Annotated in this window: 10 protein-coding genes; 5 read left to right on the top strand and 5 right to left on the bottom strand. The window is 71.8% G+C overall.

The annotated features are described in order from the left end of the window. Positions 1–112: 112 nt before the first annotated feature. Genes M1105_RS02870 through M1105_RS02855 form a run of 4 tightly spaced genes read right to left on the bottom strand, consistent with a single transcriptional unit; the run spans position 113 to position 5,436 of the window. Complete coding sequence (locus M1105_RS02870) at positions 113–1,135, bottom strand: NAD(P)H-dependent flavin oxidoreductase (RefSeq protein ID WP_249578833.1); 1,023 nt, start codon at positions 1,133–1,135, stop codon at positions 113–115. Beyond that, positions 1,132–3,219, bottom strand: a complete 2,088-nt coding sequence (locus M1105_RS02865; protein WP_249578832.1) for an acetate--CoA ligase family protein — start codon at positions 3,217–3,219, stop codon at positions 1,132–1,134. Before M1105_RS02865 ends, M1105_RS02870 begins: the two co-directional genes overlap by 4 nt. Beyond that, positions 3,216–3,929, bottom strand: coding sequence for an SDR family NAD(P)-dependent oxidoreductase (locus M1105_RS02860; RefSeq protein ID WP_249578831.1), 714 nt, complete (start codon positions 3,927–3,929; stop codon positions 3,216–3,218). Before M1105_RS02860 ends, M1105_RS02865 begins: the two co-directional genes overlap by 4 nt. A gap of 1 nt (position 3,930) precedes the next feature. Beyond that, positions 3,931–5,436 carry a 3-hydroxyacyl-CoA dehydrogenase gene (locus tag M1105_RS02855; RefSeq protein WP_249578830.1) on the bottom strand — a complete coding sequence of 502 codons (1,506 nt, stop codon included), beginning with the start codon at positions 5,434–5,436 and terminating at the stop codon, positions 3,931–3,933. A 92-nt stretch (positions 5,437–5,528) separates the two neighbouring features. On the opposite strand from M1105_RS02855, the gene M1105_RS02850 reads away from it, so the two are divergent. The 4 genes from M1105_RS02850 (at position 5,529) to M1105_RS02835 (ending at position 9,235) form a co-directional block, all read left to right on the top strand. Then, positions 5,529–6,305, top strand: a complete 777-nt coding sequence (locus tag M1105_RS02850; protein ID WP_249578829.1) for an enoyl-CoA hydratase-related protein — start codon at positions 5,529–5,531, stop codon at positions 6,303–6,305. A 91-nt stretch (positions 6,306–6,396) separates the two neighbouring features. Further along, positions 6,397–7,131, top strand: coding sequence for a DUF5765 domain-containing protein (locus M1105_RS02845; protein ID WP_249578828.1), 735 nt, complete (start codon positions 6,397–6,399; stop codon positions 7,129–7,131). Between the two features lie 98 nt (positions 7,132–7,229). After that, positions 7,230–8,348: a baeRF11 domain-containing protein gene (locus tag M1105_RS02840; RefSeq protein ID WP_249578827.1), complete on the top strand. Its 1,119-nt coding sequence runs from the start codon at positions 7,230–7,232 to the stop codon at positions 8,346–8,348. 248 nt (positions 8,349–8,596) lie between these two features. After that, positions 8,597–9,235, top strand: a complete 639-nt coding sequence (locus tag M1105_RS02835; protein ID WP_249578826.1) for a LysE family translocator — start codon at positions 8,597–8,599, stop codon at positions 9,233–9,235. 5 nt (positions 9,236–9,240) lie between these two features. Here the strand turns inward: M1105_RS02835 and M1105_RS02830 are convergent, their stop codons facing one another. Further along, a complete protein-coding gene (locus M1105_RS02830) occupies positions 9,241–10,890 on the bottom strand; it encodes a thiamine pyrophosphate-binding protein (RefSeq protein WP_249578825.1) in 1,650 nt (549 codons plus the stop codon). 121 nt (positions 10,891–11,011) lie between these two features. Here M1105_RS02830 and M1105_RS02825 point away from each other — a divergent pair, with 121 nt between their 5' ends. Then, entirely contained in the window at positions 11,012–12,187 is a 1,176-nt protein-coding gene (locus M1105_RS02825; RefSeq protein WP_249578824.1) for a TAXI family TRAP transporter solute-binding subunit, read from the top strand. Positions 12,188–12,295: the final 108 nt, after the last annotated feature.

The raw sequence follows: 12,295 nt of genomic DNA, 5'->3' as shown, positions 1-12,295 counted from the left end.
GTCGAGCCGGGGCTACCGCTCGCCATCTTCACGCTGCCCCGGCCTCGAGCCGGGGCCTCGATGGCACACCGTCCCGCGAGGTCCCGGGTCAAGCCCGGGGATGGCGCGTTCTCTACCGTCCACGCACCGCCGCGGGCGCGGGGCCTCGCTCGGCCGCTGCGGCGCGTGCAAGCCCCAGCCGGGCGCGGGCTTCATCGTATTCGCGGGCCAGCCGGGCGATCAGGTCGGCAGCAGGCACGATCTCGCGCACCGCGCCGATGCCCTGGCCGGCGCCCCAGATCTCCTTCCAGCTTTTCGGCTTCGACGAGCCCGAGGCGAAATCCATCTTCGAGGGGTCGCTCTCGGGCAGGTTGTCGGGGTCCATGCCGGCGGCACGGATCGAGCCCTTGAGGTAGTTCCCGTGCACGCCGGTGAAGAGGCTGGAATAGACGATGTCGGCCGAGGTGCTCTCGACGATCATGCGCTTGTAGGCCTCGACTGCGCGGGCCTCGTGGGTGGCGATGAAGGCCGAGCCGATATAGGCGAGATCCGCCCCCATTGCCTGCGCCGCCAGCACCGCGCCCCCCGTGGCGATGGCACCCGACAGCGCCAGCGGCCCGTCGAACCAGGCCCTGATCTCCTGCACCAGCGCGAAGGGCGAGGTCGTGCCCGCGTGCCCGCCCGCGCCCGCGGCGACCGCGATGAGCCCGTCGGCGCCCTTCTCGATCGCCTTGCGGGCAAAGCGGTCGTCGATCACGTCGTGCAGCACGATGGCGCCGCAGTCATGGGCGGCGGCGTTCACCTCGGGCCGGGCGCCGAGCGAGGTGATCCAGACGGGCACCCGCCAGCGGTGGCAGATCTCGATGTCGCGCTCGAGCCGGGCGTTCGAACGGTGGACGATCTGGTTGACGGCGAAGGGGGCTGCGGGCGCGTCCGGGTTCGCCTGGTTGTGTCGGTCCAACTCCTCGGTGATCCGCCTGAGCCACGTCTCGAGCTCCACCGGCTCGCCCGGTGCCTCGCGGGCGTTGAGCGCGGGGAAGGCGCCGACGATGCCCGCCTTGCATTGCGCGATCACGAGGTCGGGGTTCGAGATGATGAACAGGGGCGCGCCGATCACCGGCAGCCGCAGGCGGGAGAGGGCGGGGGGCAGGCTCATGACGCGCGGTCCCTTCGCACTAGGATCAGGGCGTCGAGCGCGACCGCGCCATCGGGCAGGGCGCGGACGGGGTTCATCTCGACGCTTTCCAGCGTCGTGGCATGGGCGGCCGCGAAAATCGAGAGTCGCGAGAGGGCTTCGGCCAATGACCTCGCGTCAGCCGGGGGCTGGCCGCGGGCGCCGCGCAGCAATGCCGCGCCCTTCAGTTCGTCGAGCATTTCCAGCGCGGTATCGGGCGAAATTGGCGCGCGGCGGAAGCTCACGTCGCGGAACACCTCGGTGAACACGCCGCCAAGGCCCGCCATCACCACCGGGCCGAACACGGGGTCGATGCGGGCGCCGAGGATCATCTCGACCCCGCCCGAGACCATGGGCGAGACCAGCACGCCGTCGAGCCGGGCGGCGGGCGCGTGATGGCGGGCCGCGGCCATGATGGCGTCGAAGGTGGGCCCGGCGTCCGCGGCGGTGACGCCGAGATGTACGCCCCCGGCCTCGGTCTTGTGAAGGATGTCGGGCGAGGCGATCTTGAAGGCCGATGGGCCGAAGGCGCGGGCGGCGTCCTCGGCCTCGACAGCGGTGGTCACCAGCCGGTCGGGCACCATCGGCAGCCCCGCGGCGGCGAGGATTTCCTTCGCCTCGCGCTCGCCCAGCGGGCCCGCGGGCAGGGGCGGCAGGGCGGGGGTATGGGGCACCGCGGCGCGGCCCTTGGCGAAGGCCCGCCCGAAGGCCATCAGCGCCGCCATGGCGTTCACCGCGCGGGTGGGGTCCTCGAAGCAGGGGAAGCCCGCATCCTCGTAGGCGCGGCGGATCTCGTCGGGCGCGATGACGGATTGCAGGAAGATCTGGTTCTCGCGGCCCGCCATGGCTTCGGTCAGGGACCTGAGGAGCGGCGCCGCGAGGATGGGCGAGCCCGCGACCGAGGTCCAGAAGCCGATCAGCCCGTCATACCCGCCACGTTCCAGCATCGCCTTGGTAAAGCGTGGCACGAGGCTGAGATCGTTGAAGAACTGCGCCGTCACATCGACCGGATTGAGGGCCGAGGCGAAGGGAACCACCGCCTTGATCTCGGCCTGCGCATCGGCGGGCATCGGTGCCACGTCGAGCCCCGCATCCTCGGCGGCGTCGGCCATCAGCACGCCCGCGCCGCCCGAGATCGTCACCAGCCCCAGCCGGCGCCCGGCGGGGTAGATGCGCGGGCGGCAGGCATAGGCGATGTCGAGCATCTCCTCGGTCGAGCGCGCCCGCCACGCGCCGTGCTGGCGCAGAACCGCGTCATAAACCGCATCCTCGCCCGCGAGCGAGGCGGTGTGCGAGGACGCCGCCGCCGCCCCCACGGCCGAGCGGCCGACCTTCATGAAGATCACGGGCTTGCGGGCGGCGCGGGCGGTCTCCAGCGCCTCGGACAGCATGGGGCCGTCCTTCACCGACTCGGCATAGGCCATGATGGTGTGGACCTCGTCGTCCTCGGCCAGCAGGCGGATGCATTCGGCGATGTGCAGGTCGGCCTCGTTCCCCGTGGTGAGCCAGTAGCGGATGCCGAGCCCCCGAAGGTGGCTGACCATGTAGATGTGGCTGCCATAGGCGCCGGACTGCGAGGCGATCGAGATGCCGCCGGGCGTGGGCGTCGCGCGGTCGATGGTCGAGGTGAAGGTGGGGTAGAACCTGATCGCCGAGTTGAAGGCGCCGAGGCAGTTGGGGCCGATCACCCGCACGCCGGTTTCGCGCGCAAGCCGGGTGATTTCGGCCTGCATGGCGATGCCCTCGCCGCCCATCTCGGCAAAGCCGGATGAGAAGATCAGCACCGTCCTCGCGCGTTTCGCGGCGGCCTGGCGCACGACCTCGGCCACGCCCGCGGCCGGGATGGCGACGAGGACGAAATCGACCTCCCCGGGGATGTCGGCAAGCGCGGGATAGGCTTGCAGGCCCTGCACCCGGTCGCGGTTGGGGTTGACCGGGTAGACCGCGCCTTCGAAGCGCTGCTCGATCATGTGCCGGAGCGGCCGCCCACCGATGCGGCGGGCATCGTCCGAGGCGCCGACGATGGCGATGGAGCGGGGCGCGAGCAGGTCGTCGAGCGTGGTCACCCGGCCCCCCCGACGCTGTAGCCGCCGCAGACATAGAGGGTCTGGCCGGTGACGTAGGCGGCCTCGTCCGAGGCGAGTAAGGCCACGGCGGCGGCGACCTCCTCAGGCCGTCCCATGCGGCCCAGCGGCACGCGGGAGACCAGTGCCGTGCGGGCGGGCGAGCCTTCGGGCTGGTTCTCGGCGAACATCTCGGTGTCGATGGGGCCGGGCGCCACGCAGTTCACCGTAATGCCATGGGGGGCGAGTTCGAGGGCCATCGAGCGGGTGAGGCCCGCGACCCCGGCCTTCGACGCGGAATAGACCGCGCGCTCCGCCTTGCCCAAAGCCGCGCGGCTGCCGAGCGTCACGATCCGCCCGAAGCGGGCCGCCCGCATCGCGGGGGCCAGCGCCTGCATCGCCCAGATGACGGATTCGACGTTCACGCGCATGGCGTGGGCGAACTGGTCGGAGGTCACGCCGTCGAGGGGAGCGGCCTCGACCACGCCCGCGTTCGCAATCAGGCGCAGGGGGGCGAATTCGGCGGCGATGGCGGCCAGCCCCTCGCGCGCCTCGGGGGCCGCGAGATCGACCGCGCGGTGAATGCCGCGAAAGCCCGTGATGGGGCGGCGCGAGATGCCGATGACGGTGTAGCCGTCGTCCGACATGCGCGTGGCGATGGCGCGCCCGATGCCGCGGCTGACGCCGGTGACGAGGACATGCTCGCGTCCCATCTCAGGCCCCCGCGTCGATCGGAAGACCCAGGAGCGCCCGACGCTTGAGCCAGAGCGTCGGCCGGTAGCGGTCGTCGCCGGTGATGGCCTGCAACCGCTCGAGGATGCGCAGGCAGGTGGAATGGCCGAGGTCGTCCGCAAGCCCCATCGGCCCGAGCGGATAGTTGAGGCCGAGGCGCATCGCGGTCTCGATGTCGGCGGGCGTCGCAAGCCCGATCTCGGCCATGTAGCAGCCGAGATTGGCGATCATCGCCGCGATGCGCTGTGCGACGAAGCCGGGGCTGTCCTGGATCGCTGTGACCTTGCGCCCGGTCGCGGCGATGGCGGCGGCCAGGGCGTCGCGGGCGGCGGGCTCGGCGCCTGGCGCGGTCATGATCGTCACCCGGCGCGAGGTATCGCCGGTGAGGTCGAGGCAGACGAGGCGGCGGAAATCGGCCCCCGTCGCCAGCGCCAAGTGGGTCGCATCGTCGCCTATGGGGGCGGCGAGGATGGGGGAGGCGCCATCGTCCGGCGCGATGCGCAGCCCCAGCGATTCGACGAAGGCCGCCAGCGCCTCGTCGGGTTCGGCGAGGCTGACGGTCGCCGCGGGATCGGCGTCGGTCGCGTGATCGGGCGAGGGCGGGTCGATCTGCTCGGCCCCCGCGTAGCGATACCAGCCCGCGCCGGTCTTGCGGCCCAGGAGCCCCGCGTCGAACATCGCCTTGTGGTTGGCCGAGGTCGCAAGCCGGCGGTCCTGCTGGTAGCCCTCCCACACGATCTGGCTGACGGGGTAGTTCACGTCGATGCCGGTGAGGTCCATCAGTTCGAACGGTCCCATGCGGAAGCCCCGGCAGTCGCGCATGATGGCGTCGATCTGGGCGGGGGTGGCGACGCCCTCGTGCGCGATCCGAAGCCCCTCGGTCGTGAAGGCACGCCCGCCCATATTGACGAGGAAGCCGGGGCTGTCCTTGACCACGACGGGCACGCGGGTCATGCGCTGGCCCAGCGCGGTGAGGGCCGTGACCACCTCCGCGCCGGTCTCGGCCGCGCGGATCACCTCGACCAGCTTCATCAGCGGCACGGGGTTGAAGAAGTGGAGCCCCGCGACGCGGTGGCGGCGCTGGCAGGCTCGGGCGATAAGCGCGATGGGGATGGACGAGGTGTTCGAGGCAAGGATGCAGTCGGGACCGACCACCGCCTCGAGTTCGGCGAACAGGGCGCGCTTGACCTCCAGGTCCTCGAACACCGCCTCGACCACCGCGTCGCAGGGGGCGAGGGCGGCGGCGGTGGCGACCGGCTCGATCCGCGCGGCGGCGGCTTCGGCGTCGGCGGCACTGATGCGCCCCTTCTCGGCGAGGCGCCGCAGGTGGCCCGCGACGGTGGCCTTCGCCGCCTCGGCCGCGCCCTCGCGCGCGTCGAGCAGGAGCACCCTCATGCCCCCCTGCGCCGCGACCTGCGCGATGCCTTGCCCCATGGCGCCCGCGCCCGCGATGCCGAGGACGTAGTCTGTGGCGTGCGGCGATTTCATCGCGCGTCCTCCCGGCCCGTTTTGAGGGGAGACTAGCAGAGCCGCGCTTTCATGGAATAGTGTTTTGCCAGACAAAACGAAAAGGAGGCAGCATGTCGGACCAGCCCGTGATCACCGAGCGGCCCGAGCCGGGCGTGGCGCTGGTGCGCCTCAACCGGCCCGAGGCGATGAACGCGCTGAACATGGCGACGCGCAAGGCGCTGGCCGCGGCCTTCGCGGCGCTGCATGACGACGCAGGCGTCAGGGCGATCGTGCTGACCGGCGACGAGCGGGCCTTCGCCGCCGGGGCGGATCTCAAGGAGTTCGCGACCGCCACGCCGGTCGAGATCATGCAGCGCCGGGCCGAGCGCTACTGGAACACCGTGGCCGCCACGCCCCAGCCGGTGATTGCCGCCATCCGCGGCCACGCGCTGGGCGGAGGGCTGGAGCTGGCCATGGCCTGCGACCTGATCGTGGTGGGCGAAACCGCGAGCCTCGGCCAGCCCGAAGTGCGGGTGGGCATCATGCCGGGCGCGGGCGGCACCCAGCGCCTGACGCGGGCGGTGGGCAAGTTCAACGCGATGAAGATGTGCCTGACCGGCAAGCCCATCACCGGCCCCGAGGCGCTGCGGATGGGGCTTGCCTGCGATTGCGTGCCGGACGCCGAGGTTCTGGACACCGCGCTGAAGATCGCGGGCAGCATCTCGCGCATGCCGCCGCTCGCCGTGCAAGCGATCAAGGAGGCGGTGGTGAAGGGGGCCGACGCCTCGCTGGAGGCCGCGCTCGCGCTCGAGCGCAAGTCGTTCCAGCTCCTGTTCGCCACCGCCGACCGCAGCGAGGGCATGGCGGCCTTCATCGAGAAGCGCCGGCCGGACTTCCGGGGCGAGTAGGGGCGCGCCGGAGAAAGCCCTCGCGATCCGGGATGCACGCGCGTTAACCTGTCGGCGCCGGGATGGCGAGCGGCGGCGGAGGGTTGGCGCAATGTGCTGGAGCGAGGCGGCCTCGCTGGGGATGGTGGGGCTGGGCACTGTCGCAACCGGGGTGACGGTGATGCGCCGCGAGCCGCCGGCGATACCCTTTGCGCTCGGCTACTTCACGCTCATGGAGGCCCTGCAATTCGCGGGCTACCAGGTCGTCGACGAATGCGGCACGGCGGCGAACCAGGCGATCACGCTGCTCTCTTTCCTGCACATCGTTTTCCAGCCCTTCGTCATCAACGCCTTCATGATGGAGCTGGTGCCCGCCCCGGTGAAGGCGCGGATGCGGCGGGCGGTCTTTGCAGTCTGCGCCGCCTCGGCCGCGGTGATGCTGGCGCAGCTTGCGCCGTTCGACTGGGCGGGGGCCTGCGCGCCAGGGGCTCTGCTGTGCGCCGAGCGGCTTTGCCTCGTCTCGGGCGAGTGGCACATCGCCTGGGACATTCCCTACAACGGTCTTCTCGTGCCGCTCGAGACGGCGCTGGGCACGTCGCCGGGGTTCCCCAGCTACATGCTTGCGGTCTTCGTGATGCCGCTCCTCTACGGCGCCTGGCGCTTCGTGCTGTTCCATCTGCTGGCAGGTCCGCTTCTGGCGCGCCTGCTGACCGACAACCCAAACGAGATGCCGGCGATCTGGTGCCTGTTCTCGATCGGGTTGGTGCTGGCCGGGCTGAGCCCGGCGATCCGGCGGCGCTTCAGCGCCACCCGCTGGCCGCTGTGGCCGCCGGCGTGGCGGGTCTGAGCGGCAGCGCCGCCATTGTGCTGCGGCGTCTCGCCATCGTTTGATCTCGACGGACCCGCGCGTATCTTGAGCCCATCCGAACCCGAAGGGATCCATCCATGCTGCACATCGACCTGCCGACCCGCGCAGATATCGCCGACCTCGCGGCGCATCGCAGCCAGCCGACAGTGTCGATCTACCTGCCGACGACGCCGCTGACGCAGGACGCCCCGCGCGACCGGCTGGAGCTGAAGAACCTGCTAAAGGCGGCGGTCGGGCAGATGGAGACCGCAGGCACGCCCAAGCGCAGCATCTGGCCCATCGAGGAGGCGATCTCGGCCCTGGTCGCGGACGACGGGTTCTGGGTGGACCAGGCGAACAGCCTGGCGATCTTCGCATCGTCCGACCGGATCCGGACCTTCCGCCTTCCTAACAGGCTCGAGAGCATGGTCGAGGTCTCGGATCGTGCGCATCTCAAGCCCCTGCTGCGCGCCGTGACCTTCCCGCACAACGCCTATGTGCTGGCGATCAGCGTGGGTCATTGCCGGCTGATCGAGCTTTCCGCCGACCTGCCGCCGCGCGAGGTCAGGGTGCCCGGCCTGCCGCGCGACTTCAACGACGCGACCGGCAAGAGCAGCCATGTCGAGAAGGGCGCGATGGGCGGCAGCGAGGCGATGAGCGAAAGCGCGCTGTTCAACCGCTATTCGCGGGTCGTGGACAAGGCGCTCCGGCCGTTCCTGGCCGGGCACGAGCGGCCGCTGATCGTGGCGGCGAGCGAGCCTTTGGCGTCGATCTACCGCTCGGTCTCGACCTATCCGCACACCGCGGCGCAGGTGATCGCGGGCAGCGCCGATCACACCCGCGACCACGAGATCGCGGCCGCAGGGCGCGGCATCCTCGACGCGATCTATGCGGCGCAGATCTCGACTCTGGGAGCCCTGTTCGAGACGCGAAAGATTCAGGAGCGGGCCACGACCGATGTCGTCCATGCCGCCCGCGCCGCGACCTTCGGAGCGGTCCACACGCTGATCTTCGACATCGACGAGGTGGTGCATGGCACGGTCGATGACGAGAGCGGCGCCGTGAGCTTCGCCGATGGCCCCTGCGCCGGGACCTATGGCGTGGTCGACGAGATCGCGAGCCGCGCGCTGCGCTCGGGCGCCACGCTGGTCGCCGCGCGCCGGGGCGACATTCCAGGCGGGGGCAGCCTGGCAGCGATCCTGCGCTACCCGATCTGAGGGCGCACCGCGCGGGCGCGCGGTCGCCGCGGGGCGGCTGACCTCGACAGTGGCGATTGCAACCGTCTTCCGGTGCCGTGCGCCGTCAGGATCGCGCGACCCCGCGCGTCGGCCGCGCCACGCGGCCGATCCGGAACGCGGCGGCGTCCGGGCCGAGGGCATCGCGCCGGGATACGGCCTGCGCGCGCCCGCGTGACACCGTGCGCGCGGCGGCGCATGATCGCGCCATCCAGCCGGAGCCATGCGCCATGCCCTCAGCCGACCTGCTCGCCGCCTTTGCCGTCGCGACCCTGATCTTCGCCTACATGCCGGGGCCCGCAATGCTCTACACCGCGGCGCAGACGCTGGCCCGCGGGCGCCGGGCCGGACTGATGGCGGCGCTGGGCATCCATGCGGGCGGATACTTCCACGTCGTCGCGGCCGCGGCCGGGCTGTCGGCGGTCTTTCATGCCGTGCCGGCGGCCTATGTCGCGCTCAAGACGGCGGGGGCGATCTATCTCGCCTGGCTGGGCGTGCAGATCATCCGCAGCCGGATGGCGGGCGAGGGGGCGCACTCGCAGCCGGTGGTCGCGGTCCGGACGGGCCGCCGCGCCTTCGTCGAGAGCGTCACGGTCGAGGTGCTGAACCCCAAGGCCGCGCTGTTCTTCCTGGCATTCCTGCCGCAGTTCGTCGATCCCGCCGCAAGCCTGCCGGTCTGGGCGCAACTGGTCGTGCTGGGGACGGTCGTGAACCTCACCTTCACCTCGGCCGATCTGGTCTGCGTGTGGCTCGCGGGCGCGGTGAGCGAGGGCTTGCGCCGCTCGCGCCGGGCCGAGCGGGTGGCGCGCTGGGTGGGTGGCACGGTGCTGATCGGGCTTGGCGCCAACCTCGTGGTGCAGCGCGCCTGAGCGCCTCAGCCGCCCCGCAGCGCGGTGAGGGTGGCGTTGGCCGAGATCGCCTCGAGCGAGGTGCGGACGTCGATCACCACGGGGCCGTCATGGGCCATGGCGCGGGCGGCCGTATCGGGCGCGTCCTCGTCGCGGGCGACGGTCAGGCCCAGCGCGCCGAATGATGCGCCCCATTGGGCGAAGTCGGGATTGGCGAGGTCGGTGCCCGCGCTGCGGTGGGGGAAGGCGCGCTCCTGGTGCTGGCGGATGGTGCCGTAACTGCCGTTGTTCGCGATCACGACGATGGGCCTGATGCCGGTGGCGCGGGCGGTCGCGAGCTCGCTGCCGGTCATCAGCGCGCCGCCGTCGCCAGCGAAGGCGATCACTCGGCGCCCCGGCAGGCGCAGGCAGGCGGCGATCGCGCCGGGGATGCCAAGCCCCATGGCGCCACCCACCGCGCCGATGGCGAGGCTGCCGCCGTCCCAGGGCCAGATGCGGTGCACCCAGCTCGAGAAATTGCCCGCATCGGTCGTGATCACCGTGTCGGGCGGCGCGAGGCGCGCAAGGGCCGCGACCACGGCGCCCAGATCCACGCCATCGGGGTGCGCGCGCGGCTGGTAGCGCTTGGTGGCCGCGCCCTTCGCGCCTGTCTCGGCCGTCCATGCGCGGCGGGCGTCGGTGATCGTGGCGGGATGGGCTGCCAGCGCCTCGAGGAAGGCCGCGGGGTCGCAGGCGAGCGCGATCTCGGCCCGGTGCAGCCGCCCCGGCACGGCGGGGTCGGGATAGACATGGATCAGCGGCTGGTCGGGGACTGGCGCGCGGGGGAAGGTGTAGCCCTGCGTCGGCGTATCGCCCAGCCGCGTGCCCACGGCCAGCACGAGATCGGCGCGGGCCAGCGCCTCGACCTGGGCTTTCGGAATCTTGAAACCGAGATGCCCGGCAAAGAGGGGCGAGGCGTTGTCGAAGATCTCCTGATGCTTGAAGGTGAGCGCCACGGGGACGTGATGCGCCGCCGCCGCCCGCGCCAGCGCCGCCCGCCCGATGCCGTGCGACAGCGCGCCGCCCGCGATCAGGAGCGGGCGCTCGGCGCGCGCCAGCAGAGCCGCGGCGCGCGCCACCTCGTCGGCCGCGGGGCGGGCCGAGGGGAGCGGCAGGGGCGGGACCACGGGGGCGGAGGCCGCGTCCCCCAGCATGTCCTCGGGCAGCGCCAGCACCACCGGGCCGGGCGTGCCGGCGAGCGCGGTCTGCCAGGCGCGGGCGATGGCCTCGGGCAGGCGGTCGGCGTCCGAAATCTCCCAGACCGCCTTGGCGATGGTGCCGAACATCGCGGAATAGTCGACCTCCTGGAAGGCGCCGCGGCCACGCTCTTGCCGCGCGACCTGGCCGATCAGCGCGACCAGTGGCACCGCGTCCTGCTGGGCGAGGTGGATTGCGATGGACGCATTGGTGGCGCCGGGCCCGCGGCTTGCCGCCACCACGCCGGGGCGGCCGGTGAGCTTCGCGTCCGCCACCGCCATCAGTCCCGCGCCGCCCTCGTGCCGGCAGACCACGAGGTCGATGCGCGCGTCGTCGCGCAGCGCGTCCAGAAGCGCGAGGTAGCTCTCGCCCGGCACGCAGAAGATGCGGTCGGCGCCCTGCGCCGCGAGGCATTCCACCATCAGGTCGGCTGCGCGCATCGTCTCCCCCCGGCGTCATTCCTGTTTGACGCTCACTCTCAAATGCGAAATCCTGTTTCGCAAGTCCGGAGATGCGGGCGGCCCGGCGCGAAGGCCGGGGCAACACAGGGAGGAAGATGCCATGACACGGATCGGATCCGTCCTCGCGGGCGCCTGCGCGGCGGCCATCATCGCGGCCGCTCCAGCGGGCGCGGCCGAGCTGACGCTGCCGGGGCAACTGGCCTGGACCGCATATGACACCGGCTCGGCCGGCTACAACCAGGCGGTGGCGATCGGGGCCGCGCTGAAGAACGCGACAGGCACCAACCTGCGCGTGCTGCCGGGCAAGAACGACGTCGCGCGCTCCGAGCCTCTGCGGCAGGGCAAGGTCGATTTCTCGGCCACGGGCGTCGGAGGTTCGTTCATGGCGCAGGAGGGCGTGTTCGAGTTCGGCGCCGAGGGCTGGGGCCCGCAGCCGGTGCGGGTCCTGGTGGCGAACAATGGCGGAGCCGTGGGCCTTGCGATGGGCGTGGCGGCCGATGTCTGCGAGAAGGTCGGCAAGCCGGGCTGCGAGGGGTTCCAGTATTCCGACCTCAAGGGGATGCGGATCGCTTGGGTGAAGGGCGCGCCCGCGCTCAACGTCAACAACACGGCATATCTCGCCTATGGCGGGCTGACCTGGGACGATGTCGAGCGTGTCGAGTTCGGCGGCTTCGGCGATGCCTGGAAGGGCATGGGCGCGGACCAGGTTGACGCGGCCTTCGCCTCGACCAATTCGGGTCTGGTCTACGAGCAGGCGACGACGCCCCGTGGGCTGGTCTGGCCCCCGATCGATCCGGCGAACGAGGAAGGGCTGAAGCGGATGAAGGAGATCGCGCCCTTCTTCGCGCCGATGACCGCCACCGTGGGCGCCAACATCGACGGCGGCCCCGGCACGCCGACCGCCGGCTATGCCTACCCGGTGCTGATCGCCATGGACACGCAGGACGCCGAGCTTGTCTACCAGATGACCAGGGCGATGGTGGAGCTGTTCCCCGAATACGACGGCAACGCGCCGGGGATCGGCGGCTGGTCGATCGACAGCCAGGATTTCGAGTGGGTGGTGCCCTATCACGAGGGGGCGATCCGCTACTTCCGCGAGATCGGCAAGTGGACCGACGCGGCGCAGGCGCACAACGACCGGCTGGTGGCGCGCCAGACCGCGCTCAAGGCCGCGTGGGACGCGCTGGCGGCCGAGAAGCCGGCCGACTGGGCGGCCGCCTGGGACGCGCGCCGGCGCGAGGCGCTGGCGGCGGGCGGCTTCGAGGTGGTGTTCTGAGCCGATGTCCCCGCGCGCCCCACAGCCCGCGAGGGCTGTGGGGCGCGCGCGCGACCGCCGGCCGCGCGCTGCGCGGATGAATGTGCCCCGCCCGCCCCCGCCTCGGGC

It is taken from the genome of Thermohalobaculum sediminis (assembly GCF_023487995.1).
GTDB classification, from domain to species: domain Bacteria; phylum Pseudomonadota; class Alphaproteobacteria; order Rhodobacterales; family Rhodobacteraceae; genus Thermohalobaculum; species Thermohalobaculum sediminis.
This window is presented reverse-complemented; position numbering and strand designations above follow the sequence as displayed.